This window comes from Flavimaribacter sediminis, assembly GCF_019492055.1.
GTDB lineage: Bacteria > Pseudomonadota > Alphaproteobacteria > Rhizobiales > Rhizobiaceae > Flavimaribacter > Flavimaribacter sediminis.
The window spans coordinates 158,276-183,182 of record NZ_JAICBX010000001.1 but is presented as its reverse complement, the minus strand read 5'-3'; the positions used below and the strand labels follow the sequence as shown (position 1 = coordinate 183,182).

General features: G+C 62.6%; 21 protein-coding genes and 1 riboswitch. Of the genes, 5 read left to right on the top strand and 16 right to left on the bottom strand.

Annotated elements, in window-relative coordinates:
* Position 1: 1 nt before the first annotated feature.
* The 9 genes from K1W69_RS00850 to glpK form a co-directional block, all read right to left on the bottom strand.
* Positions 2 to 2,074 carry a hydantoinase/oxoprolinase family protein gene (locus K1W69_RS00850; protein ID WP_220226441.1) on the bottom strand — a complete coding sequence of 691 codons (2,073 nt, stop codon included), beginning with the start codon at positions 2,072 to 2,074 and terminating at the stop codon, positions 2 to 4.
* On the bottom strand, positions 2,071 to 2,580 hold the full coding sequence (locus K1W69_RS00845; protein WP_220226440.1) for a GAF domain-containing protein: 510 nt from the start codon (positions 2,578 to 2,580) through the stop codon (positions 2,071 to 2,073). The genes K1W69_RS00850 and K1W69_RS00845 overlap by 4 nt, the downstream gene beginning before the upstream one ends.
* Positions 2,570 to 3,397 carry an ABC transporter ATP-binding protein gene (locus K1W69_RS00840; RefSeq protein WP_220226439.1) on the bottom strand — a complete coding sequence of 276 codons (828 nt, stop codon included), beginning with the start codon at positions 3,395 to 3,397 and terminating at the stop codon, positions 2,570 to 2,572. Before K1W69_RS00840 ends, K1W69_RS00845 begins: the two co-directional genes overlap by 11 nt.
* On the bottom strand, positions 3,394 to 4,272 hold the full coding sequence (locus tag K1W69_RS00835) for an ABC transporter ATP-binding protein (RefSeq protein ID WP_220226438.1): 879 nt from the start codon (positions 4,270 to 4,272) through the stop codon (positions 3,394 to 3,396). The genes K1W69_RS00840 and K1W69_RS00835 overlap by 4 nt, the downstream gene beginning before the upstream one ends.
* Positions 4,269 to 5,102 (bottom strand): ABC transporter permease, encoded by an 834-nt coding sequence (locus tag K1W69_RS00830; RefSeq protein WP_220226437.1) that lies wholly within the window; start codon positions 5,100 to 5,102, stop codon positions 4,269 to 4,271. The genes K1W69_RS00835 and K1W69_RS00830 overlap by 4 nt, the downstream gene beginning before the upstream one ends.
* A complete protein-coding gene (locus K1W69_RS00825) occupies positions 5,099 to 6,130 on the bottom strand; it encodes an ABC transporter permease (RefSeq protein ID WP_220226436.1) in 1,032 nt (343 codons plus the stop codon). Before K1W69_RS00825 ends, K1W69_RS00830 begins: the two co-directional genes overlap by 4 nt.
* A 98-nt stretch (positions 6,131 to 6,228) precedes the next feature.
* A complete protein-coding gene (locus tag K1W69_RS00820) occupies positions 6,229 to 7,833 on the bottom strand; it encodes an ABC transporter substrate-binding protein (RefSeq protein ID WP_220226435.1) in 1,605 nt (534 codons plus the stop codon).
* On the bottom strand, positions 7,830 to 8,510 hold the full coding sequence (locus tag K1W69_RS00815) for a helix-turn-helix domain-containing protein (RefSeq protein WP_220226434.1): 681 nt from the start codon (positions 8,508 to 8,510) through the stop codon (positions 7,830 to 7,832). Before K1W69_RS00815 ends, K1W69_RS00820 begins: the two co-directional genes overlap by 4 nt.
* A gap of 148 nt (positions 8,511 to 8,658) precedes the next feature.
* A complete protein-coding gene (gene glpK, locus K1W69_RS00810) occupies positions 8,659 to 10,152 on the bottom strand; it encodes a glycerol kinase GlpK (RefSeq protein ID WP_220226433.1) in 1,494 nt (497 codons plus the stop codon).
* A 154-nt stretch (positions 10,153 to 10,306) separates the two neighbouring features.
* On the opposite strand from glpK, the gene K1W69_RS00805 reads away from it, so the two are divergent.
* From K1W69_RS00805 to cysN, 5 genes are all read left to right on the top strand, one after another.
* Positions 10,307 to 11,524 carry a YeeE/YedE family protein gene (locus K1W69_RS00805; RefSeq protein WP_258570759.1) on the top strand — a complete coding sequence of 406 codons (1,218 nt, stop codon included), beginning with the start codon at positions 10,307 to 10,309 and terminating at the stop codon, positions 11,522 to 11,524.
* Positions 11,525 to 11,634: 110 nt separating this feature from the next.
* A complete protein-coding gene (locus tag K1W69_RS00800) occupies positions 11,635 to 13,050 on the top strand; it encodes a mannose-1-phosphate guanylyltransferase/mannose-6-phosphate isomerase (RefSeq protein ID WP_220226432.1) in 1,416 nt (471 codons plus the stop codon).
* 39 nt (positions 13,051 to 13,089) lie between these two features.
* Positions 13,090 to 13,899: a 3'(2'),5'-bisphosphate nucleotidase CysQ gene (cysQ, locus tag K1W69_RS00795; RefSeq protein WP_220226431.1), complete on the top strand. Its 810-nt coding sequence runs from the start codon at positions 13,090 to 13,092 to the stop codon at positions 13,897 to 13,899.
* Between the two features lie 667 nt (positions 13,900 to 14,566).
* A complete protein-coding gene (gene cysD, locus K1W69_RS27370) occupies positions 14,567 to 15,502 on the top strand; it encodes a sulfate adenylyltransferase subunit CysD (RefSeq protein ID WP_370688209.1) in 936 nt (311 codons plus the stop codon).
* Entirely contained in the window at positions 15,502 to 17,385 is a 1,884-nt protein-coding gene (cysN, locus tag K1W69_RS00785; protein WP_220226430.1) for a sulfate adenylyltransferase subunit CysN, read from the top strand. Before cysD ends, cysN begins: the two co-directional genes overlap by 1 nt.
* Here the strand turns inward: cysN and thiD are convergent.
* The 7 genes from thiD to K1W69_RS00750 all read right to left on the bottom strand — a co-directional run bounded on the left by thiD (position 17,375) and on the right by K1W69_RS00750 (position 24,834).
* Positions 17,375 to 18,151 carry a bifunctional hydroxymethylpyrimidine kinase/phosphomethylpyrimidine kinase gene (gene thiD / locus K1W69_RS00780; RefSeq protein WP_306308753.1) on the bottom strand — a complete coding sequence of 259 codons (777 nt, stop codon included), beginning with the start codon at positions 18,149 to 18,151 and terminating at the stop codon, positions 17,375 to 17,377. The genes cysN and thiD overlap by 11 nt on opposite strands.
* On the bottom strand, positions 18,121 to 18,726 hold the full coding sequence (locus K1W69_RS00775) for a thiamine phosphate synthase (RefSeq protein WP_220226429.1): 606 nt from the start codon (positions 18,724 to 18,726) through the stop codon (positions 18,121 to 18,123). The genes thiD and K1W69_RS00775 overlap by 31 nt, the downstream gene beginning before the upstream one ends.
* Positions 18,723 to 19,499, bottom strand: a complete 777-nt coding sequence (locus K1W69_RS00770; protein WP_220226428.1) for a thiazole synthase — start codon at positions 19,497 to 19,499, stop codon at positions 18,723 to 18,725. The genes K1W69_RS00775 and K1W69_RS00770 overlap by 4 nt, the downstream gene beginning before the upstream one ends.
* A gap of 3 nt (positions 19,500 to 19,502) precedes the next feature.
* Positions 19,503 to 19,700: a sulfur carrier protein ThiS gene (gene thiS, locus K1W69_RS00765; protein WP_220226427.1), complete on the bottom strand. Its 198-nt coding sequence runs from the start codon at positions 19,698 to 19,700 to the stop codon at positions 19,503 to 19,505.
* Positions 19,684 to 20,679 carry a glycine oxidase ThiO gene (thiO, locus tag K1W69_RS00760; RefSeq protein WP_220226426.1) on the bottom strand — a complete coding sequence of 332 codons (996 nt, stop codon included), beginning with the start codon at positions 20,677 to 20,679 and terminating at the stop codon, positions 19,684 to 19,686. Before thiO ends, thiS begins: the two co-directional genes overlap by 17 nt.
* Positions 20,676 to 22,514, bottom strand: a complete 1,839-nt coding sequence (gene thiC, locus K1W69_RS00755; protein ID WP_220226425.1) for a phosphomethylpyrimidine synthase ThiC — start codon at positions 22,512 to 22,514, stop codon at positions 20,676 to 20,678. The genes thiO and thiC overlap by 4 nt, the downstream gene beginning before the upstream one ends.
* 112 nt (positions 22,515 to 22,626) lie before the next feature.
* Positions 22,627 to 22,743: riboswitch (TPP riboswitch) on the bottom strand.
* 294 nt (positions 22,744 to 23,037) lie between these two features.
* A complete protein-coding gene (locus K1W69_RS00750) occupies positions 23,038 to 24,834 on the bottom strand; it encodes an acyl-CoA dehydrogenase family protein (protein ID WP_220226424.1) in 1,797 nt (598 codons plus the stop codon).
* Between the last annotated feature and the right edge of the window lie 73 nt (positions 24,835 to 24,907).

Below are 24,907 nucleotides of genomic sequence, written 5' to 3'. Positions count from 1 at the left end.
CTCAGGACTTCATGTCGATGTGGATATTGCCGTACGCGTCGATGTCGACGCCGCAACCCGGATTGATGACGACGGTCGTGCCCGGATCCTCGATGATCGCAGGACCGGTGAACTTCATCCCCGGCTTCAGCTTCAACCCGTCATAGATCGCGCTGTCGTGGCTGCCTTCGAGCGCGAAATCGACCTCGCGCCGGCCTTTCAGCGCGGCGGATGCGTCGGCGTCGCCCAGCGTCTCCGGCTTCATGGTCAGCTTGCCGACCTCGGCGGAGGCGACGAGATGGATGCCGACCATCTCGACCGGCGCATCGAGCCGGTAGGTGTATTCCCGCTCGTAGGTTTCGTGGAACAGATCGCGGATCTTCGCGAGTTCCGCATCGGTCACCTTGCCTTCGGGAAGCAGCACTTCCGTCGTGTGTTCCTGGTTCTGATAGCGGAACTTGCCGTAGCGCAGGAAGGTGACCTTCGCCGGATCGATCCCCTCGTCGGCGAACTGCCTGCGGGCGCCTTCTTCGGTTTCGGCGAACAGGGACTCGATGCTGTCCGCCCCACCCGCTTCCAGATCCACCAGCCGGGTGATGAAATAGTCGCGACGCAGGTCCGACATCATCATGCCCCAGGCCGAAAAGACGGAGGCGCCCGCCGGCACGACGACCTTCTTGACGCCGAGTTCAGAGGCAAGCGCAACAGCGTGCATGGCGCCGCCGCCGCCGAAGGCGACCAGTGTAAAGTCGCGCGGGTCGAAACCACGATTGAGCGAGACGAGTTTCAGCGCGTTGACCATGTTGTTGTTGGCGATGCGCACGATGCCGCGGGCGGCTTCCGCCGCATCGACGCCAAGTTTGTCGGCGACCGCCTCGATGGCGCGGCCCGCGGATTCCATGTCGGCGTCGATCGCGCCGCCACAGAAATAATCCTTGTTGATCCGGCCGAGCCACAAATTGGCGTCCGTGGTGGTCGCTTCCGTTCCGCCCTTGCCGTAGGCGGCCGGTCCCGGCAGCGCGCCCGCCGATTGCGGACCGACATGCAGCTTGCCGAAATCGTCGACCCATGCGATCGAACCGCCGCCATTGCCGATCTCGACTAGATCGACGACCGGCACCATGATCGGATAGCCGGCCGAGGTTCGGTCGCGCTCGATCCAGTAGTCGGTCATGATCTTGACCTGACCGTCCTCGATCAGCGAGCACTTGGCGGTCGTGCCGCCAATATCGAGGGCGAGCACGTTGGTCTCGCCGATCAGCTTGCCGAGTTCCGCCGCGCCCCAGAAACCGGACGCCGGACCGGATTCCACCATCGTGATGGGAATGCGCGACACCGCTTCCAGCGAATCCACGCCGCAATTGGACTGCATGATATAGGGGCTGCCCGAAAATCCGCGTCCGGCGAGCCCGTCCTGCAGCCGTTTCAGGTAGCGCTCCGCCGTCGGCTGGACGTAGGCCGAAAGCACCGCCGTATTGGTGCGTTCGTACTCGCGCCATTCGCGGGTAATCTGGTGCGACGACACGACGGACGCCTCGGGCCACAGTTTCGCAATCTCTGCGACAACGGCCTGTTCGTGCGCCGGATTGGCGTAGGAATGCAGGAAGCACACCGCAACGGCTTCAACGCCTTCAGCGCGGAAATCGTCCAGGATCGCGCCGAGGCCCGACATGTCGAGGGGTTTAAGTTCCTCGCCCTTGTAGCTCATGCGGCCGGGCAGTTCGCGGCGCAGATAGCGCTGCACGAAGGGCGCAGGCTTGCGATAGTGGAGATTGAAGAAATCGGGCCGGTTGCCGCGCGCGATCTCGAGAATGTCGCGGAAGCCGTCCGTGGTGATCAGGCCGACCTTGACGCCCTTGCGCTCGGTCAGCGCATTGATGACGACGGTGGTGCCGTGGGCGAGAAAATCGATCCCGGCGGGGTCGACGCCGCCCTTTTCCAGAACGTTCAGCACGCCCTGTTCGAAATTCGGCGGCGTCGTGTCCGATTTTGCGGTCCGAATGGTCGCATTGCCGTTTTCATCTGTCTCGAAACAGACAAGATCGGTGAACGTTCCTCCGACATCCGTCGCAACCCGCATGGTTGAGCCCGTCATTGCTGAACTCCATTGTTTTCGATTAATCGTTGCAGGAGAAAGCAGATCGAGCCCGGCAATTTCAGCGCCCCGGCCGCCTGCACCCTCTCTGCGTTGTAATAGTCCCTCTCGTGAAGACAGTTGATCGTGCCGAGAACCTCGCCGCAGACTTCGACGGGAATGTTGACGACGGATTCGCAGCCGAGCGACCGGATCAGTTCATGATCGGGGAAGACTGCCGCAATGCCCTCGATATCGTTTGCGACGAAGCTCTGCCGGCCATCCAGGACCTGACGGCTCCAGTCACTGCTGTCCATGGCCTTCTTGCCGGAGATCGGATAGGCGTCCGGCATGTTGCTGTAGAGCCGCCGCGCCTCGCCCGACGCGCGATCAAACGTCATCAGGGTGAACAGCTTGGCGCCGACGACCTCGTCGGCCAGCGTCTCCAGAGCCGCGAAAGCGCCGGTTTCATCGCCGGAATTCGCGGTCGACCGGTAGAACGCGTCGAACAGTCCTTCAACCGTCATTCGTTTCCTCCATCAGGGAGCGGCGCAGGGTCTCCTCCTCGTCCGAGACGATTGGAATGGCCGAGATCAGGCGTCGCGTGTAGGGGTTTGCAGGATTTGTGAAGATCGTTTCCGTGTCGGATTCCTCGACGAGTCTCCCCTTTTCGAAGACGGCGACACGGTCCGCGATATTGCGGACCACACCCAGATCATGGGTGATGAACACATAGGTCAGGTCGCGGCGGCGCCGCAGTTCGTCGAGCATGCGCAGAACGCGGGCCTGCACCAGCACGTCGAGCGCCGACGTCGGTTCGTCGAGCACGACGATCTCCGGCTCGCAGGCGAGCGCCCGGGCGACGGCCACGCGCTGGCGCTGGCCGCCGGACAGCGCCGCGGGATAGCGCGAGGCGAAATCGGCCGGCAGGCCGACCTCTTCGAGCAGCGCGCCAACCCGCTCCTTGCGCCCCTGGCGGTCTCCAATGTCGTGGACATCGAGCGCCAGCCTCAGCGAGGCGCCGACCGTTCGCCTCGGATTGAGCGAGGAGAGCGGGTTCTGCTGCACGAGCTGGATCATCCGCCGGAGCGGCAGCGTGCGATGACCCGGAAGAAGGTTTCCATCGAGATAGAGATCGCCCGTCGTCGGCTGGTGAATGCCGAGCAGCAGATTGGCGAGCGTGCTCTTGCCGGATCCGCTTTCGCCGACCACAGCCAGGCACTGGCCGCGCATCACCTTAAGCGAGACGGACTCCAGCGCCTTGACCCGGTGCTCGCCACTCACGAAGGTTTTGGAGACGTTTCGCACGTCGAAAACAGGCGCGGTTTGATCGACGGCGCTCATGAGGAAGCCTCTGTCGCCGGGTGCACGACGATCGGCTCGGAGAAACTCTCGGACCGGTCCGGGATTTCCGGTATGCCGCCGCCGGTGATCTTCGGAACGGCCGCCATCAAGGCGCGTGTATAGGGATGTCCGGGATCGGAAAAGAGCGCGTGGGTCGGCCCCTCCTCCACGATATTGCCCTTGTAGATCACATAGACCCGGTCGGCGAATTCGCGCACCACGCCCAGATTGTGGGAAATGAACAGAACCGAAGTGTGCTTGCGTTCGACGAGATCGCGCATCAGGTGCAGGGTCTGCGCCTGCACCGTGACATCAAGCGCTGTTCCGGGTTCGTCGGCGATCAGCAGCTTCGGCTCGTTGGCGAGCGCCATGGCGATCATCACCCGCTGGTTCATGCCGCCGGAGAGCTGGAACGAATAGGAATCGAGCACCCGTTTCGCATCGTCGATCGAAACGTCGCGCAGAGCATCGGCTGCGCGTTCGCGCGCCGCGGCCCGCGTGATCTTCGGGTTGCGGCGTTTCAGCACCTCGTGGAACTGCACATCGACCGGATAGACCGGATTGAGTGACGAGGTCGGATCCTGGAAGATCATCGAAATGTCGGTTCCGCGCAGCCTGTGGCGCGCCTTCGCGGGCATCGCCTCCAGATCCTGTCCGTCGAATTCGACGGCTCCGGAAACGCGGGTCGAGCGCTGTTCCTGCAGAAGCCCCAGAATAATGCGGGCCGTCACTGATTTTCCGGAACCGCTTTCCCCGACGAGCGCCACTTTCTCGCCCTTGGCGACATTCAGCGATATGCCGTGCAGCACCCGGTTCTCGCCTTCAACGCCGCGGAAGGAGAGCGTCAGGTCGCGAATGTCGAGAAGCGCCGTCATTGATCGCTCCCCAGCACTTGCCGCAGCGCGTCGCCGACGAGGTTGAAGCCGAACACCGCGATCAGGATCGCCAGAGACGGAAACACCGTCAGCCACCAGCTGTCCGGCAGGTAGTTGCCGCCTTCGGCGACCATCGATCCAAGATCCGGCGTCGGCGCCTGCACGCCGAGGCCAAGGAAGGACAGCGACGAGGCGATCAGGATAACGAAACCCAGATCCAGCGTCATCTTGGTGACGATCGACGGCACGCAGTTCGGCAGGATTTCCATGAACATGATGTGGAGCCGCGACGCGCCGATGATCTGCGCCGCAAGCACATAGCCTTCCTGCGCTTCCGACCGCGTGACGTTGTAGACAAGCCTGGCGTACCAGGGCCACCACATCGCCGTCACCGCCAGCATGCCGTTTGTCAGCGTCGGCTCCAGCACGCCCATGATCGCCATGGCGAGCACCAGCGGCGGGACCGACAGGAACACGTCAGTCAACCGCATGAGGATGAAATCGACCCAGCCGCCAAGATAGCCCGCGGCGAGCCCGACAGTCACGCCGATCGGCACTGCGATCGACAGAACCACGACGCCGAGCATCAATGAAATGCGGTAGGCGTAGATAATACGGGAAAACAGGTCGCGCCCGACAAGGTCGGTGCCGAAGATGTTCGGCCAGTGCGGCGGCTGGTTGAAATTGGTGAAATCCACCACGGCGCCGCGATGCTCGGGAAAAGGCGCAATGAAATCGGCGAACACTGCCGAGAAGACGACGACGCCGATCAGGAACAGCCCGAACAGCGACATCGGATTGGACGCCAGAATGAGGAAGGTCCGCCTCATGAGCGACCTCCATTCGCGAGCCTGATGCGCGGATTGATGTAGGCGATCAGCAGATCAACGATGATGTTGACGATCAGGAACATCGCCGAGATGACAAGCACCGTGCCGACGATGGCGTTGAGATCCTTGCGCAGGATCACCTGCACGCCGTAACGCGACAGCCCCGGCCAGGCGAACACCGCCTCGACCAGGAAGGCGTTGCCGAGCATCGCCGCGAAATCGAGGCCGATGATCGTCAGCGAAGGAATCAGCGACGGCCGGAAGGCGAACTTGTTGGCGATGCGCCCTGGCGCGAAACCGTAGGATTCAGCCATTTCGATGTAGGGCTTGTCATAGGTTTCGACCATGTTGGCGCGGGTTAGCCGCGCCGCCTGGCCGATGCCCGAGAGCGCCAATGCGAAGGCCGGCAAAATAATGTGATGCAACGCGTTGAAGAAGGCCGTGAAATCGCCGTCGAGCAGGGAATCCACAAGCAGGAAGCCGGTAACGCGATGCGGCGTCGGTATCGTGTCGGAAATCTGGCCTGCAATCGGGAAGAGCGGCAGGAAAAACGCAAAGAGCAACATAAGGATAACCGCCCAGACAAAACTGGGCGCAGAGACACCGAGCAGCGAGACGACGCGAATGAGATTATCGGCCATGCGGCCGCGATAGCGCGCCGAGAGAATGCCGAGTGGAATGCCGAGGCCCACCATGAAGACGCCGGCGACGAAGACGAGTTCGAGCGTGGCTGGCAGAAACTGGGCGATGTCGGTCGTCACCGGCCGGTTCGTGTACAGCGATATTCCGAGATCGCCATGCGCCAGGTTGCGCAAGAAATAGCCGTACTGGACCCAGATCGGATCCTCCAGATGCAGCTTCTGTCTGAGTTGCTCCACCTGCTCGGCCGTCGCGTTCGGCCCGAGCGCGATGCGCGCGGGGTCACCCGGTATGACCCGGGCGATCATGAAGATCAGCATGGATACGCCGATCAGCACGATGACCGATATCGAAAGCCGCTTCGCAAGGAGCCGGACGACGGGTGACATCAAACTTCTTCTGTCAACAGGAAAAGGCGCGGCGGGTTTGCCGCCACGGGTTTATCCAGACGCCGGCCGGCCCTGAGGCCGGCCGAACTGAAGCCGGATCAGCTTCCTTCCTGCATTTCCATCAGGCGAAAGGTGAAGCCCATGCCGTCGAGGCCGAAGGCCTTGGACGGGTCGGACAGCGCCGGAACCTTGACGCGGTCGCTGGCGGCGAACACCGACTGGCGATCGTAACCGTAAATCGTCGGCGCGATTTCCATCAGCCTTGCATTCAGCTTTTTATAGGCTTCCGCGCGGCCAGCCTCGTCGGTGGTCGTGCGTCCCTGCGTCAGCAGTTCGTCGACCTCGGCGTCGTCGAGATATTCCGGCGACTGCCAGGTGCCGGCGGCGTCGGAGAAATACATGCCATAGAGAAGCGTATCCGGATCGCCGGTCACGGCGTTGACGAAGAGCTGCGAAATATGCGGCGTGTTTTCCGGCTTCGACACCTGCTCTGCGAACAGGGCCCACGGCATTTTCTTGATTTCCGACTTGACGCCGAGCTGGGCGAAATTCGCCTGCATGAGCAGCGCGAAGCGCTCTTCCAGGGGCACTTCGGCGATCCAGGAGATTTCAAGGTTGAAATCCTCCGGAGCCATTTCGCAGGAGTCCAGATGCTTCTTCGCAGCATCCATGTCGGAGGTCAGGATATCGTCCGATGGATTCGCGCCAAGCATGCCGACAGGAATTGCGCCGGTCGCCGGGCTGCCCTGCGAAACGTCAGGCGTGACCGCAATCATCTTGATGGCAGAGACGTAGTCGAAGGCTTTGGAGAGCGCCAGTCGGCATTCCGGATCGTCAAGCGGTGGCTTCTTCGTGTTCATCTTGACATAAAAGCCGCCGGTTCCCGATTCCGTCAGCAATTGCGCGCCGTCGTCGGCCAGGGCTTTGAGCACTTCCGGCGGCAGCCATTGCGAGGAGATATCGTGTTCGCCCTGGCTGATCAGGGTGCGAACGGTCGCAGGCTCGAGTCCGTAGCGAAGGCGCACCGTATCCGGCGCGGCGTCCGGAATGTCGAGGAAGTAGTCGGCGTTCTTCTGCATGACGGTTTCCTGCTGCGGATTGTGAGAGGAGACCGTATAGGCGCCGGAGCCGGCGCTGTTGCCGGAAAGGAAGGCCTGACCCCAGTCCTTCATCTCGCCATCGCCGTCGCCGAGATTTTCCATCACCAGCTTCTTGTCGACGATCGGCAGACGCACCATCGATGCGATGAAAGGCGCATAGGGCTCCTTCAGCGTGAAGGCGACGGTGGTGTCGTCGATCGCTTCCGCTTTCTCGACGACATTGAAAAGATAGGACAGCCCCTGGCCGAGCGCCTGCATGCGTTCGAGCGAGAAGACGACGTCTTCTGCGGTCATGGGATTGCCGCTCTGAAACTTCACGTCGTCGCGCAGCTTGAAGGTGAAGGTCTCGCCGTCGGCCGACCAGCTTTCGGCCAGATGCGGGACATGTCCGGGCGCGCCCTGCGCCGGGATGACCAGCGTGTCGTAGACGTTGAACATGAGGATCGAATCCGCATAGTCAGACGCCTTTCCGGGGTCGAGTTCGCCGACTGCGACCTCGTCGAGGCGCAGAACGGTTTCCGCTAGGGCGGGAGCTGCCGCCGCCAGCGTCAGCGTGCTCGCGCCAAGAAGCGCGGCGGTGAGTGTCCGTGCAAGTATCTTCATTTTCTGGTTCCCCTGTTGGTGGATTGGGTTTCGGTCTTTTTCCTGGGCCGTTTCGGGCCTTCTGGGTTATTGGCGTTGTGCAGCGGGATGGTGGATTCTTCACAAAAGACGTCCATCGTGCCCGTCCACAGGACTGTCGCCGGCGCATTGCCGTGATTCCAGGTGGAATGCACCCTCGTGGACGGGAAATGGAGGGAGTCGCCGGCTTTCAGAACCGTGCGTTCGCCGTCGAGTTCGACGGTGATCGTGCCTTCCAGCACATACATCATCTCCTCTCCCTCATGGGAGATCGGCTCGCCCCGATGACCGGGCGGCTCGTGAATAATAACGCTGCGCAGGATGTTGCCCGGAAAGGACGCGGAGATGCGCTCGTAGGTCAGAGAATTCTCGCTGATCGCATAGACCGGCCGCTCGGCCTGCCTTGTCACCACATCGCCTCTCGGCTGGGTCAGAAAGTCGCCGACATTGACCTTGAGGATACGCGAGACCGCCACCAGCGAACTCAGCGACGGCGTCGCGATGCCGCGTTCGATCTGGGAAATGAAACCGACCGACAATCCGGATGCGTCGGCGACCGCTTTCAGCGTCAGTCCCAGTTCCCGACGGCGTTCTCGCAGCCGTTGGGCGAGCGTATGATGCGCGTTTTCACGAGCGGCGGCTGCAGCGGATCGGACCAAAATTCGTCTCCGTTTTAGTGTCACTAAAAATCATGAAGGCGACTTTGTTTTCTGTCAAGTGGTTTTTAGTCAGACTAAAATTTGTGTACATAAAGAAAAACTGAAGCCGCGCGTACTGGCTCGTCCCGTCGTAAAAAACCTCTGAAATCTATCGTTTTGTCAGAGTCCGGCTGACGGCGTCCTGCCATCCGGCAATTTCGCGTTGCCTGGTCTCTTCATCGAGTTGCGGTTCGAAGCGGCGATCGAGATGCCAGCTCTTCGAAAATCCTTCCGCATCCGGCCACACGCCGGCCCGGTATCCGGCGAGCCAGGCGGCGCCCAGCGCCGTTGTCTCCAGGATCACCGGACGGTCGACAGGCGCCGCCAGAATGTCGGCCAGACGCTGCATCGTCCAGTCGGAGGCGACCATGCCGCCGTCAACCCGCAGCACGGTGTCGGCGTCGCCGGAATGCCAGTCGTTCTTGTTGGCCTCCAGCAGATCGTAGGTCTGAAAGCAGACCGAATCGAGCACCGCTTTCGCCATTTCGGGCGCGCCGAAATTGCGCGTCAGCCCGAACACGGCGCCGCGTGCGTCCGCGTCCCAGTGCGGCGCGCCGAGCCCGACAAACGCCGGCACGAAATAAACGTGCTGCTGCGGATCGGCCTGTGCGGCGAGCCTGCCGCTCTCGGCGGCCGTACGAATGATTCCGAGCTTGTCGCGCAACCACTGCACGCCGGCGCCGGCGACAAAGATCGAGCCTTCCAGCGCATAGGTGGTTGCGCCGTCCAGCCGATAGCCGATCGTCGTCAGGAGCCGGTTTTTCGAGCGCACCAGATCGGAGCCGGTGTTGAGCAGCGCGAAACATCCCGTTCCGTAGGTTGATTTCATCATGCCCGGCTCAAAGCATGCATTGCCGATCAACGCCGCCTGCTGGTCGCCCGCCACGCCCAGGATTGGCGTTCCGGCAAGCGGAAGACCGCTCGCGACCACGCCGAAATCGGCCGCGCAGTCATGCACCTCAGGCAGCATCGAGGCCGGGACGTCGAGAATTTCGAGCAGTTCCGCGTCCCAGTCATTCTTCTCGATATTGAACAGGAGCGTGCGTGAGGCGTTGGTCGCGTCTGTGACATGGCGCGCGCCGCCGGTCAGGCGCCAGATCAGGAAGGCGTCGATGGTGCCAAAACACAGATTTCCGTGCGCCGCGCGCTCCCGCGCGCCATCGACGTGGTCCAGTAGCCAGTTGACCTTGGTGCCGGAAAAATAGGGGTCGAGGAGCAGTCCGGTTTTCTCCGTGAACAGCGGCTCGAGACCGCGCTGCTTGAGCGCGTCGCAATAGGCGGCCGTACGCCGATCCTGCCAGACGATGGCGTTGTGAATGGGTTCGCCGCTCTCGCGGTCCCAGACGACGACCGTTTCGCGCTGGTTGGTGATGCCGATTGCGGCGATGTCAGCGGGCTGCAGCGAAGCCTCCGCCATCGCCTTTTCGATCGACCAGAGGACTGTTTTCCAGATTTCCTCCGGATCATGCTCCACCCAGCCCGAGTCCGGGAAATGCTGGGCGAATTCCTTCTGGCCGACAGCGACGATGGATTGCGCGCCGTCGAATATGATGGCGCGGCTCGACGTCGTGCCCTGATCGATCGCAAGAATATGGTCCGCCATTATGTCCTCCCGCTGCGGCTGCTCTGCCTGGTCAGTAGGCGCGCCGTACGGCACGAAACATCAAGCGACGGGCCTTCGTCAAGCAGCCGGGCCGCCATTTCCCTTCCCTGGGCGACACTGAAAGGAGACCCGGTCACGAACTTTCGAAAATGTGTTGCAGTTTGACTTGTGGAAAGAGCAAGGCCTGCCCGATACTGCGCTGATGCTGCAGAAAACGCCCGGCACAAATCTGCCCGTTCAGCGACCGGTCCTGGTCGCGTCGCTGGCGCTTGCGTTGCTTCTCGTCCTTGCAACCTGGCGTGAAGGGTCGACAAGATCGACGGAAGCCGTGCTTCTTGGCCTTTTGGCCGGCGCATCGCTTTATCATGCATCCTTCGGTTTCACCTGGGCCTGGCGCCAGGTTGCTGTCGAGGCGAGAAGCGACGGGCTGAGGGCGCAGTTCCTGCTCATTCTGCTGACCTGCGCGGTTTCCTTTCCCTTGCTGGAAAGCGGCGGCGTTTTCGGCCGAACCCTTCATGGCGCCGTGGCCCCCTTTGGCGTGTCGGCTGCGCTCGGCGCCTTTCTGTTCGGCGTCGGCATGCAGTTCTCCGGCAGCTGCGCCTCCGGCACGCTTTTTACGGCGGGCGGCGGCAATACGAGAATGATCGCGACCCTCGCCGGCTTCGTGCTGGGCTCCATCGTCGCCACCGCGCACATGTCGTTCTGGTGGTCGCTGCCGGCCTTCCGGGCCTATTCGCTTGTCGACGAATTTGGCGCGATCCCCGCCTTCGCATTTACGGCTCTGGCGCTTGGCGCAATCGCCATTCTGGCGATGCGGCGCGAGTTGCGTCGGTACGGACATCTCGAAGAAGCGGTGTGGACTGGCGGCCTGCTGCGCGGGCCCTGGCCGAAAACCTGGGGCGCGATTGCGCTTGCCGTGGTCAGCATCCTGACCCTCGTGACCCTGACGCATCCCTGGGGCATTACGTCAGCCTTCGCGCTGTGGGGCGCAAAGATCGCTCACGGCGTCGGCGTTCCGGTCGAGACGTGGCCCTACTGGTCCGGCCAGGCGCACCGCATCGAGGCGAGCGTCTTTGCCGACACCACCTCCGTGATGAATTTCGGCATCGTGGCCGGCGCGTTCCTCGCCGCCTCGATCGCCGGCCGGTTTGCTCCGACGTTTCAAATTTCCGGCAGGGCTCTACTCCTGTCGATTGGCGGCGGCCTGTTGATGGGATACGGCGCGCGCCTCGCCTATGGCTGCAATATCGGGGCCTATCTCGGCGGCGTGATATCCGGCAGCCTGCATGGCTGGGGATGGCTCGTCTTCGGCTTTGCGGGGAGTGTCGCCGGCATCCGGATACGCTCGAAAATCGCCGGCGGAACGTTCTAGATTCATACACGCCTGGGCTGCAATGCGCATCGACGTCTTGATAATGTAACCGAAACGGTCCATCACAAAGGCATCATGAAAGCGACACTCCTCCAGGAAATACCGAAAGAATGATCGTTCCAGTCATCGTCAGCGGCGGCGTGGGCTCCCGCCTCTGGCCAGCTTCGCGCCAGTCCCACCCGAAACCCTTCCTGCCGCTCGAAAACGGCCGGTCACTCCTGCTCAATACCTATGAGCGCGCCGCCTCGCTGGAAAGCGTCGCAGACGTGGTGACGATCACGGCGCGGGATTCCTCGTTCAAAACGGTCGATGAGTACGAGCACTATGACGGCGGTCCGGTCAGGAACCACTATCTTCTGGAGCCGCAAGGCCGCGACACCGCCGCAGCCACGGCCGTCGCCGCAGCCTATGTGGCGGGCGCCTTCGGCGACGACGCAATCATCCTGCTTCTGCCCGCGGACCACGTGATCCTCGATCGGGAAGGCTTTCGCGCAGCCGTCGCCAAGGCGGCGCAACGGGCCTCGGAAGGTCGCATCGTCACCTTCGGCATCGAGCCGACAGGACCTGAAACCGGCTACGGTTACATCGAGGTCGACGGCGAGAACGCCGTGCGCTTCGTCGAGAAGCCCGACGTCGCAACCGCACAATCCTATCTGGAATCAGGCCGCTTCCTCTGGAATTCCGGCATGTTCTGCTTTGCGGCCGGCTCCATGATCACGGCGATGCAGGACCTGTGTCCAGAAATCCTCGAAAAGAGCCGCCTCGCCATCGAAAAAGGCGACAGGGAAGAGTTCGACGACGGCCGCATAGAGACGACGCTGGACGGCGAGACATTCGCCGGGGTTCCGAAGATCTCGGTCGACTACGCGGTGATGGAGAAAGTAAAAAACCTCTCCGTCATTCGCGCGGATATTGGCTGGAGCGACGTCGGAACCTGGTCTTCGCTCTCGGAAAGTTTCGCGCGCGACGCGGACGGCAACTCGGCGATCGGCGACGTCGCAATGGTCGGCGCGCACAACTGTTTCGTTCATTCCGAAAATCGCCTGGTTGGACTGGTCGGCGTTGACGACATCGCCGTCGTCGACACGCGCGACGCGACGCTGGTCGTGAAAAAGGACAAGGCGCAGGACGTCAAGGCGCTGTTCGAACAGCTGCGGGACGCGGGCCACGAAGCCCACGCAAGCTTCCCGAAAGGCCGCCGCCCCTGGGGATCCTACACCATTCTCGACGAAGGCCCGGGCTACAAGGTCAAACGGATCGAGGTGCGGCCCGGCGGCTGTCTCAGCCTGCAGTCGCACAAGCACCGTTCGGAGCACTGGACGGTGGTCCAGGGCGTCGCCCATATCGTCAACGGCGACGCCAATCTCGTGCTCGAGGCGAACGAATCGACCTATATCGAACGCGGCAATATCCACCGGATGGAAAATCGCGGAAAAGAGCCGATGACCCTCATCGAGGTGCAGACGGGAGGCTATCTGGGCGAGGACGACATCGTCCGCTACGAAGACATTTACGGCCGCTCGTAAACGGCTGTCAGCAATACATGGGAATATGAGGATTGATAAATGGCGCAGTCCGTTGGCTCGGCCGAGCGTGAATCACTGACACACCTGTTTCTCGAGGCCGCGCTGGCGGCGGGCGGCGTCGTCATGCGGCACTACCGCAACCTGTCCGGCGTGGAGACCAAATCCGACAATTCGCCGGTGACGGCGGCGGACCGCGAAGCCGAGGCGATCATTCTCGAGTACCTGGCGAAGGGCGCCTCCCGGTTTCCGGTCGTTGCGGAAGAATCGGTTTCGGCCGGCCGCATTCCGCAGCTCGACGGCGACGCTTTCATTCTTGTCGATCCGATCGACGGCACCAAGGAGTTCATCCAGAGCCGGACGGATTTCACCGTCAACATCGCCCTCATCGATAACGGCCAGCCTCTGCTCGGCGTCGTGTTCTGCCCGGCGCTCGATACAATTTACTGGTCCGACGGCGAAAAGGCGTGGAGCGGCTCGGTGAAAGCCGGCGAAGGCGTCGACGCCATCGCCGACCGCAAGGCGCTGCGCGTCCGGCCCGTTCCGGAAAAGCTGACCGCCGTCGCAAGCCGGTCTCACCGCGACGAAAAGACCGACGCCTTCCTGAGCGAAAACGGCATCACGGACTGCGTTTCGCGCGGTTCCTCCCTGAAATTCTGCGTGGTGGCGGAAGGCGAAGCCGATATCTATCCGCGCTTCGGTCCGACCATGGAATGGGACATCGGCGCCGGACACGCCGTCTTATCCGGCGCCGGCGGCAAGGTCGTGGGGGAAGACGGATCAGCCTTCGTCTACGGCAAGCAGGATGCGGGATTTCGCAATTCCGCCTTCATAGCCTACGGCGGTCGGTAACTTTTCAGTGTCGCAATTTGTAAAATCTTGTAATTGACTGTCATTTTTGGAGTCATTTACAAATCTCTCGCATTGATGCTTTAATCATTTTGCATTTTGCGACAAAGGGCGACATCTTATGAAATTTCCTGAAGAGGTTCTTCGGAACCGGACCTCCGGCGACGGCGCAGTCCGCTGCTGGACCACGGACACGCTGTTTTCGGCGCTCTCCGAACACGGCGACGCGGCCACCAAGCGCACCGTCGAACGCACGATCCTGTCGGAAGGCCTGCTGCCGCCGGCGCTGGAGACGGCCGACCTGCGCGACGAGCAGGAGCGTGCGATAAAGGCGTTCGCGGCGGAAACGCTCGCCGAACTGGCGCGCAAGGAACGCGTGCTGTCCCTCTATGTCCAGTTGCACGCCACGCCGGATGGTCGCAGCCTTCTGGTCTCCAATGACGGTCGCGGCGGCCGCCGCTGGGTGTTCCTGTCATCGGATGATCCAACCGACGAAGAGCTTCTGCAGGCCATCGGCTCACTGCGCGAAGATCCGGAGCGCCGGATGCTTGTCTGGCCGCACGGCCGGCTGACCGCGCGCCTGAGAAAACGCATCGACAGCGAAAACAGGCTCGCCGACGGCGTGACCGCGGCGCTCGCCGCCTATCACCCGATCATCGACCTTGAGGATATCGTCGCCCGTTCCGGCGGCGATGTCCCCAAAACCGCGCACCTGACCCACCTCGACCGGCTGGAGGCCGAAAGCATCCACATCATGCGCGAGGTGGCCGCCACCGCCGAAAATCCGGTGATGCTCTATTCGGTCGGCAAGGACAGCGCCGTCATGCTGCATCTGGCGCGCAAGGCCTTCTACCCGTCACCCCCGCCCTTCCCGCTTTTGCATGTCGATACGCGCTGGAAGTTCCAGGAGATGTACCAGTTTCGCGACCGCATGGCCGCCGACGCCGGCATGGACCTGATCGTCCACGTCAATCCGGAGGGCGTCGAGAAGGACATCAACCCGATCGACCACGGCAGCGCGGTCCACACCGACATCATGAAGACGCAGGGGCTGAAACAGGCGCTCGACAAATACGGTTTCGACGTCGCATTCGGCGGCGCCCGCCGCGACGAGGAGAAGAGCCGCGCCAAGGAGCGCGTTTTTTCCTTCCGCACCACGACGCAGCGCTGGGACCCGAAGAACCAGCGTCCCGAGCTGTGGAACCTCTACAACACCACGAAGAGCAAGGGCGAGAGCATCCGCGTCTTCCCGATCTCCAACTGGACCGAGCTCGACGTCTGGCAGTACATCTACCGCGAAAGCATCCCCATCGTGCCGCTCTACTTCTCGCATGTCCGGCCGACGGTCGAACGCGACGGCATGCTCATGATGCTTGACGACGACCGCGTCAGGCCGATGGACGGCGAAACAGTCAAGTTCCGCAAGATCCGCTTTCGCACGCTTGGCTGCTATCCGCTCACCGGCGGCATTGATTCGGAAGCCGAAGACCTCGGCGCGATCATTCTCGAACTCCTCCAGACCCACAGCAGCGAACGCCAGGGACGCGCCATCGACACCGACAGCGCAGCCTCCATGGAGCACAAGAAGCAGGAGGGGTATTTCTGATGAACGTCGAAACGGCAAAGGACATCCAGTCCTATCTGGAGCATCAGGCAGGCCTCGAAACGCTCCGTTTCATCACCTGCGGCAGCGTCGACGACGGCAAGTCGACCCTCATCGGGCGCATGCTTTACGAATCGAAGATGATCTTCGACGATCAGCTCGCGGAACTCGAAAACACGTCGCGCAAGATCGGCACGCAAGGCGAAGACATCGACTTCGCTCTGCTGGTCGACGGCCTGAGCGCCGAGCGCGAACAGGGCATCACCATCGACGTCGCCTACCGGTTTTTCGCGACTGACAAGCGCAAGTTCATCGTCGCCGACACGCCCGGCCACGAACAATACACCCGCAACATGGTCACCGGCGCCTCGACCGCCGACGTCGCCGTCATCCTGATCGACGCGCGCAAGGGCGTGCTGACCCAGAGCAGACGGCACAGTTTCATCGCCTCGCTGCTCGGCATCCGTCACATCGTGCTCGCCGTCAACAAGATGGACCTCGTGGGCTACGACGAGGCGATCTACGACGCCATCGTCGAGGACTATGGAAAGATGGCCGAAGCGCTCGACTTCGAGACGATCACGGCCATCCCCGTCTCGGCGCTCAAGGGCGACAACATCGTCGAACGGTCAGGCAAGACGCACTGGTATCACGGGCCCACCCTGCTCGGTTTCCTCGGCGTCGTGGAAACACGAAAGGCGCTCGCCGATCACGGCTTCCGCATGCCGGTGCAGTGGGTCAATCGCCCGGATCTCGACTTCCGCGGCTATGCCGGCACGGTTGTTGCGGGCACCGTCTCCAGGGGCGATCAGGTGCGCATCCTGCCCTCCGGCGAACTCGCCACTGTCGACGAGATCCTGCTCGGTATGGGCAAGCTTGACACAGCGCTGACGGACCAGGCCGTCACGATCACGCTCGACCGGGAAGTCGACATATCGCGCGGCGACGTCATCGTCGCCGGACAGGACCCGTGCGAAACGTCGGACCAGTTCGAGACGAAGCTCGTCTGGATGGATCAGGAAGAAGGCTTCATCGGCCGCAGCTACCGCATGAAAATCGGCGCCGCCACGGTCAATGCGACGCTGTCCGACATTCGTCACAAATACAACATCAACACCTTCGAGGAGGTGCCCGGCCGCAACCTCACGCTCAACGACATCAGCGTCGTGAAACTCGGCCTCGACCGGCCGGTCGCCTTCGAGCCCTTCAGGGATTGCCCGGCCATGGGCTCCTTCGTGCTCATCGACCGGCAGACCAACCGCACTGTCGCCGCCGGAATGATCGACTATGCGCTGCGGCGCGCCAGCAACGTTCACCGCCAGGCTGTCACCGTCGACAAGGCTGCGCGCGCGCATCTCAATGGCCACAAGGGCAAGGTGCTTTGGTTCACCGGCCTCAGCGGCTCCGGCAAGTCGACCATCGCCAATGCGTTGGAACAGCGCCTGCACGCCCAGGGCCTGCGGACCTACATCCTCGACGGCGACAATGTCCGCCTCGGCCTCAACCGCGATCTCGGCTTCACCGACGCCGACCGGGTCGAAAACATCCGCCGCATCGCCGAAGTCGCCAAGCTGATGGTCGACGCGGGGCTGATCGTCATGACCGCCTTCATCTCGCCGTTCCGCGCGGAACGGCAGATGGCGCGCGAACTGTTCGAGCCAGGCGAGTTCGTGGAGATTTTCGTCGACACGCCGCTTGAAACCGCCGAAAAGCGCGACCCGAAAGGGCTCTACAAGAAGGCGCGCCGCGGTGAACTGCCGAACTTCACCGGCATAGACAGTCCCTACGAGGCGCCGGAAACCCCGGAATTCCACCTCCACACAGAGACGGAAACCCTCGACGCGCTGGCCGAGCATCTGGCGGCCGGTCTCGATCTCACATTGTAGAGGCTTCAGCAATCCGGTCGAAGACATAGGCTTTCGCCGAGCGGATGCTGTTTTCAAGGCTTTCGCCGCTGGCCAAACCGGCGGCGATCGCGCTCGCCAGCATGCAGCCGGTCCCGCGCAACGATCCGTTCAGCCGGGGCGCCGAAAACCGGACTGGTTTGCTATCGTGTCGAAACAGCACGTCTGTTGCGGCGCCTCCGACGGCGTGCCCGCCCTTGACCAGCACGGCTCGGCAGCCCTGCTTCAAGAACGCCCTGCCCTGACGTTCGGCCGCCGATGCGGATTTTGCCTCCGGCTCTCCGAGCAGACAGGCCAGTTCGGGAAGATTGGGCGTCACCAGATTGCAGAGCGGCATTAGGCAGTCTCTCAGATCGTCGATCGCCGCCTCGTCTGTCAGCCGGCCTCCCGACGAACTGACGAGAACCGGATCGAGCACCGCCGGAATGTCTCTGTGGTCTTCCAGAAAGGATGCGACGGCGCGGATGGCTTCCGAATGTCCCAGCATGCCGATCTTGACGACGCCGATCGGGTTCGCCTCCGAGGCCGCATCCATTTGCCGCCGGATCAGGTCCGCGGACATCGCTTCGACATGTCTCACGTCACGGTGGGTCTGCGCGGTCACGGCCGTGATCGCCGGACAGGCCGCAACGCCGAACGCCGCCAGCGTCGCTACGTCGCGCGTCACGCCGGCGCCGCCCGAGGAATCGGTTCCCCCGACGACCAGCACATGCGGCCTCATCGCCATCGCGCGGTGGTTTCGATCCAAGTCGCTGTCCGCGCTTCCGGATCGGAATTGAGCGTTATGTCGGTCACCACCGCCGCGCAGTCGGCGCCATGCGCGAACACGCCCTTCAGCCGATCGGGCGTCAGCCCGCCGATCGCGACCAGCGGCACGTCGCCGATCCGCTTCTTCCACTGCGCGATGCGATCGAGCCCTTGCGGGTCCCACTTCATCTTTTTCAGCCGGGTCGGATAGATCGGACCGAGCGCGACATAGTCCGGTTCGGCCGCCAGCGCCGTTTCCAGTTCATCATGGTCGTGGGTGCTGATTCCCAGCCGCAATCCGGCGCGCCTGATCGCAGGAAGATCGGCTTCGGCGAGATCTTCCTGACCGAGATGCACGAAGTCGCATCCCTCCTCGATCGCCAGGCGCCAGTAGTCGTTGACGATCAGCTGGCAACCATGGGCATGGCAGAGGTCGCGCGCCTTGCGGATTTCGGCGCGCAGCTCCGCTTCCGCGCCGTCCTTGATCCGCAGTTGCACGAGCCTGACGCCGAGCGGCGCCAGCCGCTCGATCCAGGCGGCGCTGTCGACGATGAGATAGAACGGATCGAGCGTCACGAAAACACCGCCTTGCCGATCACCGGCGTGGACGGCACGGCGACGTCACGCGGTTCGAGCGGCTGTGCGCCGGCCGCGAGATGTCCCGCCTCGATCGCCAGCGCGAAGGCCTTTGCCATGGCCACGGGATCGCCGGCAGCGGCCACTGCCGTGTTGAGAAGCACGGCGTCGTAACCGAGCTCCATGACCGCGGCCGCATGCGACGGGCGTCCGATCCCGGCGTCGACGATCAGGGGAATGTCCGGAACGTGGGCGCGCAGGCTTCTGAGCGCATCCTTGTCGACCGGCCCCCTGGCGGAGCCGATCGGCGCGCACCAGGGCATGAGCACCCGGCATCCGGCATCGAGCAGCCGGTCGGCGACCACAAGATCGTCGGTCGTGTAGGGAAACACCTCGAACCCGTCGTCGACCAGGATGCGCGCGGCTTCCACGAGGGCGAAGACATCCGGCTGCAGCGTGTCGTGATGGCCGATCACCTCGAGCTTGATCCAGTTCGTGCCGAACACCTCGCGCGCCATTTGCGCCGTCAGCACGGCTTCCTTGACCGAGTGGCAGCCGGCCGTGTTGGGCAAAACCTGCACGTCGAGATCGCAGATCAGCGACCAGAAACCGCCGACCCGGCCGCTGCCGCCGGCGATCTCCCGGCGCAGCGACACCGTCACGATCTGCGCGCCCGCTTCGCGCGCCGCCCTCTGCAGCACAGCGGGCGAAGGATAGTTCGCGGTTCCAAGCAGAAGACGCGAGGAAATCGCCCGACCATAAAGTTCCAGCATGGCTTAGCCTCCCTTCATCGGCGACAGGATTTCGATCCGGTCCCCGTCCTGCAAAAACCGCTCGGACCGTCGTGACGCCTTGACGAGTTCGCCGTTGACGGCCGTCGCCAGCCATTCGCCGCGATAATCGAGCGCGTCCATGAGGTCGGCGAGCGTCGAGGCCGCGACGTCATGGCGTTCGCCGTTAACCGTGAGTTCCATTGCGCAACTCCATTCCTGATATCTGTTCGCAGAGAAGATCGGCCGCCTGCCTGGCCATGGCGGGGGCCAGCAGAAAGCCGTGACGGTAGAGCCCGTTGATAGAAACCACGCCGTCGTTGACTTTCACCCGCGGCAGGTTGTCGGGATAGGCCGGGCGGACGCCGACGCCGGTTTCCACCACTTCGGCTTCGCCGAAAGCCGGATGCAGGCTGTAGGCGGCGTTCATGAGCTCCATCATAGAGCGCACGGTAACCGGTCCCGCCCGGCTGCTTTCGATCATCGTCGCGCCGACCATGAAGCAATGGTCCCGCCTCGGCGCCACATAGACCGGAAACCGCGGATGCAGGAGCCGCACCGGTCGTGACAGGCTGATCTCGGCGGTCCGCAGGATCAGCATCTCGCCGCGCACGCCGCGCAGGTCGGGATCGTCCACAGCTTGTGCAAAACCCGTGCAGTCGGCTTCAAGCGCGCAATGCACTGAGGCATCGCCGGGGGCTCCGCCGAAGTAAAATCGCACGTCTCGGCTTTCCAGCATATCAACCAGCCCCGACAATGCGCGACGCGGATCCAGATGCGCCTCGCCATCGAAGAACAGCGCATGGCGAAAGCGACCAGCCAGGTCCGGCTCCAGCTCCGCGATCCTGTCGGCGTCGATCACTGCATGGCCCGATGTCCGTTCGGCAAACCGCGCCAGTTCCACCCTGTCCCGTCCCGGCGCGACGACGAGCGTTCCGTTACGGGTCACTTCGCCCGGCAGCATAGCGTCCCACCAATCAGCGGCGTCCCTGCCCCACGTCAGCACCTCCTCTTCCGCGCTCGCCCGCTCGCACCAGGGCGCCAGCATTCCCCCCGCCATGGAAGAGGCGTTGCCGAGGGGTCTTTCGCTACAATCGGCAACTGTCACCCCGACCCCTCGCCTGGCGAGTTCCGCCGCAAGGGCGAGGCCGGCGACCCCGGCCCCCTTGATCAGGATGGTCACAGTTCCTGCTCCCCGGACTTCTCCAGCGCCTCCGGAGACATGTAGAGGTCGCCGCCTTCGCGATATTTCTGCGCCATCGCCGCCATACCCTCCTTCTGCGCCTCGGCGCGGATGTCGTGCGAAATCCGCATCGAGCAGAATTTCGGTCCGCACATGGAGCAGAAATGCGCGAGCTTGTGCGCCTCCTTCGGCAATGTCTCGTCGTGGAAGTTCTGAGCCGTTTCCGGATCGAGCGACAGGTTGAACTGATCCTCCCAGCGGAACTCGAACCGCGCCCGCGACAGCGCGTCGTCGCGGACCTTCGCCGCCGGATGCCCCTTGGCGAGATCCGCCGCATGCGCCGCGATCTTGTAGGTGATCACGCCGGTCTTCACGTCCTCCCGGTCCGGTAGACCCAGATGCTCCTTCGGCGTCACGTAGCAGAGCATCGCCGTGCCGAACCAGCCGATCATCGCCGCCCCGATGGCGCTCGTGATGTGGTCGTAGCCCGGCGCGATGTCGGTCGTGAGCGGCCCGAGCGTGTAGAACGGTGCCTCGCCGCAGATCTCGAGCTGCTTGTCGACATTCTCCTTGATCTTGTGCATCGGCACATGTCCCGGCCCCTCGATCATCACCTGGCAATCCTTAGCCCATGCGATGCGGGTGAGTTCGCCCAGCGTCTCCAGTTCCGCGAACTGCGCCGCGTCGTTGGCGTCCGCGATCGATCCGGGCCGCAGTCCGTCGCCCAGCGAAAACGACACGTCGTACATCCGGCAGATGTCGCAGATCTCCTCGAAATGTTCATAGAGGAAACTTTCGCGATGATGATGTAGGCACCACTTGGCCATGATCGAGCCGCCGCGCGAGACGATGCCGGTGACGCGGTCGACGGTCAGCGGGATATAGCGCAGCCTCACACCAGCATGGATCGTGAAATAGTCGACGCCCTGCTCCGCCTGCTCGATCAGCGTGTCGCGAAAGACCGGCCAGTCCAGGTCCTCCGCCACGCCGCCAACCTTTTCCAGCGCCTGGTAGATCGGCACGGTGCCGATCGGCACGGGCGAATTGCGGATGATCCATTCGCGGATGTTGTGGATGTTGCGGCCGGTGGAAAGATCCATGACCGTGTCGGCGCCCCAGCGCGTCGCCCACACCATCTTCTCGACCTCTTCGGCCATCGAGGACGTGACCGCCGAATTGCCGATATTGGCGTTGATCTTGGTCAGGAAATTCCGGCCGATGATCATCGGCTCGGATTCGGGATGGTTGATGTTGGCGGGAATGATCGCCCTGCCCCGCGCCACCTCGCTGCCGACGAATTCCGGCGTCACGTGATCGGGGATCGCCGCGCCAAAACGCTCTCCGTCGTATCCGGTTTCCAGCGCTTTCTCCCGACCGAGATTTTCGCGGATGGCGATGAATTCCATTTCAGGCGTGATGACGCCGGCTCGGGCATAGGCGAGTTGGGTGACGGCGGCTCCGTTGCGGCCTCTCATCGGCGCATTGCGGACGGGAAATTCCGGCGTCAGCCGCTTGCCGTCGACAAAGCCGTTGTCCTCGGGCTTCACGTGGCGGCCCTCGTAGGTTTCGACGCCGCCGCGTTCTCTTATCCACGCTTCCCTGACCCGCGGAAGGCCTGCGCCGATGTCGGTCGCGCGTTCCGCGTCTGTATAGGGTCCGGAAGAATCGTAGACCGTAACCGGCAGTTCGCCGGAGGTCGGGTGCACGGCGATCTCGCGCATCGGAACGCGCAGGCCGGAATGCAGTCGGCCAGACTTGTAGACCTTGCGGGAAGCCGGCAGCGCGCCGGTCGTGACGGTCGGCGTAGCGCCGGACCGGTTGATGGGAGCAGTCATGGGAGCCTCCTTTGCTCGCTTGCATTGGAGACCCAGTTCGACGTCGAAAGGAGAAAGAGGCTTGCCGGATTCGGATCGGAATCTCGTCGTTTCCGAAAGCGGGGTTGAGACCCGGGAAGCTTCCGCACCGTCCCTACGCCAGTATGAACTGGATCAGGTTCATCGGGTCACTGCGCTGCTTGCGCCAGCAGTATCTCAGCCCCATGTCGGGACCCCCCTGGTGAAGCGTCAAGGATGAGAGAAGGTCGTGATCTTGTCAACGGACAAGTAGGTCAGTCCCCGTCTTCGTGAATGATTCAAAATATGATCAGCATGCGTTAAGTAATTGATATTACTTCTATTTCTATAAAACAGATATACCATATAGAAATACGGCGGAACCGGATCCCGCATTAGAGGACAAAATAGCCTTAATTTATTGAGTTAACTACAAAATCCCTCATGCCGGACTTGATCCGGCATCCAGCTGCCCGCACGTCCGTGCGGGCGAAAAATGAGATGGCAGCTCAACGAGAACCGGATATTAGAAACCGGCCTCGTCCATTTCCAGGCATGTCCGGTCCATGCTGACGAGCAGCGCGCACTGGCTCTCGATCACCGGCATTTCGTATCGGAAGAAATACTGGCAAGCCTTTATTTTTCCGTCGTAATAGGCGTCGCCCGCCGCCCCTCCGGTCTCGATTGCCTTGAGCGCCGCCTGCGCCTGTTTCAGCCACAGCCAGCCGACGACGACATGGCCGAGCATGTCGAGATAGATCGTGGCGTTGGCCAGGTAGGTTTCCGGATCGACCTGTCCAGCCTTCGCCCCCATGGAAGCCGTCGTTTCGGCGGCAAGTTGCGACCACTTTTCAAGGGCTTGCGCGCTTTCCCTCAAATCATCAGAGTTCGATGCTTCCGCGACGGTTTCCGAGATCTTCTTCATCAAGAGCCGGAAGGCCTTGCCGCCCTCCATCGGCACCTTTCGGCCGAGCAGATCGAGCCCCTGGATGCCCCGCGTGCCCTCGTGGATATGGTTGAGGCGATTGTCGCGATAGAGACGTTCGACAGGATAGTCGCGCGTATAGCCGGCGCCGCCGAACACCTGGACAGCGCTCTCGTTTGTGCGCAACCCGAACTCAGACGGCCAGGATTTGACGATCGGCGTCAGCATTTCGAGCAGCGCATCGGCCTCTTCTGCCGCCTCGCCATCGCCCGATGCAGCTTCGTCGAAGAGGCGCGCCGCAAAGAAACACAAGGCCATCGCGCCCTCCGCGTAGGCTTTCTGCTGCATCAGCATGCGGCGCACGTCGGCGTGCCGGATGATCGGGATCATCGGCGAAGAGGGATCGCGGTTCGTCAGCGGCCGGCCTTGCGTCCTGTCCCTGGCGTAGGCGAGCGCATGCAGATAGCCGGTGTAGCCGGTCGCGGCGGCGCTCAGGCCCACGCCGATCCGCATTTCGTTCATCATCGAGAACATCTGGGCGAGGCCCTTGTGCGGTTCGCCGACGAGATAGCCGACCGCGCCCCCGCTCTCTCCGAGATTGAGAACGCAGTTGACGGTGCCGCGATTGCCCATCTTGTGATTGAGCCCGGCAAGTTTGATGTCGTTGCGCTCGCCGCGCGAACCGTCCGCCTCGATCAGGTAGCGCGGCACGATGAACAGCGAAATGCCCTTCACGCCGGGCGGCCCGCCGGGGATCTTCGCCAGCACGAGATTGATGATGTTCTCCGACATTTCGTGGTCCGCGCCGGATATCCACATCTTGTTTCCAAAGAGCCGATAGCGGCCGTCGTCCTGCGGCTCTGCGCGGGTCCGGATGTCGCCGACCGACGAACCGGCATGCGGCTCCGACAGCGCCATGGTGCCGAAATAGCGGCCCTCGATCATCGGCTTGAGATAGATTTCCTTCTGCTCCTGGTCGCCGTGTTCGGCAAGCAAATTGCCCGCCGCCATGGTGAGGCCGGCATAGCCGTGCGTGCCCGTATTCGCCGCGCCGAACCAGGCCGAGATCGCCGTATTGAGAAGATAGGGAAGCTGCAGTCCGCCATAGGCCTCGTCGAAACTCACGCCCATCAGGCCGGCTTCCGAGAAACTGTCGAGCGCCTCCTTCACATCCGGAATGATCGAGACGGTCTCGCCGTCGAATGTCGGTTCGTTGGCGTCCACCTTGGCCGCGTGCGGCTCGAATTTGTCCTCGGCGATCCGCTCGACGCTTTCCAGGATCGCGTCGTAGACGTCGCGTCCGGCTTCGGCGTATCGCGGCCTGCTTCCAAGGTTTTCCAGATCGAGAAAATCATAGAGGAGAAAGGCGATCTCCTCCCGACGCATGACATTCGGCACAGCTTTCTCCCGACTCGTGACTCTTCTGTTCATCCTTGATCTATTTTGGCGGCGATCTCAACACGCAGGAGGC

Bases quoted from the DNA above. Each gene is read 5' to 3' on its own strand.
- K1W69_RS00850 (WP_220226441.1), bottom strand. From the start codon at position 2,074: ATGACGGGCTCAACCATGCGGGTTGCGACGGATGTCGGAGGAACGTTC.
- K1W69_RS00845 (WP_220226440.1), bottom strand. From the start codon at position 2,580: ATGACGGTTGAAGGACTGTTCGACGCGTTCTACCGGTCGACCGCGAAT.
- K1W69_RS00840 (WP_220226439.1), bottom strand. From the start codon at position 3,397: ATGAGCGCCGTCGATCAAACCGCGCCTGTTTTCGACGTGCGAAACGTC.
- K1W69_RS00835 (WP_220226438.1), bottom strand. From the start codon at position 4,272: ATGACGGCGCTTCTCGACATTCGCGACCTGACGCTCTCCTTCCGCGGC.
- K1W69_RS00830 (WP_220226437.1), bottom strand. From the start codon at position 5,102: ATGAGGCGGACCTTCCTCATTCTGGCGTCCAATCCGATGTCGCTGTTC.
- K1W69_RS00825 (WP_220226436.1), bottom strand. From the start codon at position 6,130: ATGTCACCCGTCGTCCGGCTCCTTGCGAAGCGGCTTTCGATATCGGTC.
- K1W69_RS00820 (WP_220226435.1), bottom strand. From the start codon at position 7,833: ATGAAGATACTTGCACGGACACTCACCGCCGCGCTTCTTGGCGCGAGC.
- glpK (WP_220226433.1), bottom strand. From the start codon at position 10,152: ATGGCGGACCATATTCTTGCGATCGATCAGGGCACGACGTCGAGCCGC.
- K1W69_RS00800 (WP_220226432.1), top strand. From the start codon at position 11,635: ATGATCGTTCCAGTCATCGTCAGCGGCGGCGTGGGCTCCCGCCTCTGG.
- cysQ (WP_220226431.1), top strand. From the start codon at position 13,090: ATGGCGCAGTCCGTTGGCTCGGCCGAGCGTGAATCACTGACACACCTG.
- cysN (WP_220226430.1), top strand. From the start codon at position 15,502: ATGAACGTCGAAACGGCAAAGGACATCCAGTCCTATCTGGAGCATCAG.
- K1W69_RS00770 (WP_220226428.1), bottom strand. From the start codon at position 19,499: ATGCTGGAACTTTATGGTCGGGCGATTTCCTCGCGTCTTCTGCTTGGA.
- thiS (WP_220226427.1), bottom strand. From the start codon at position 19,700: ATGGAACTCACGGTTAACGGCGAACGCCATGACGTCGCGGCCTCGACG.
- thiC (WP_220226425.1), bottom strand. From the start codon at position 22,514: ATGACTGCTCCCATCAACCGGTCCGGCGCTACGCCGACCGTCACGACC.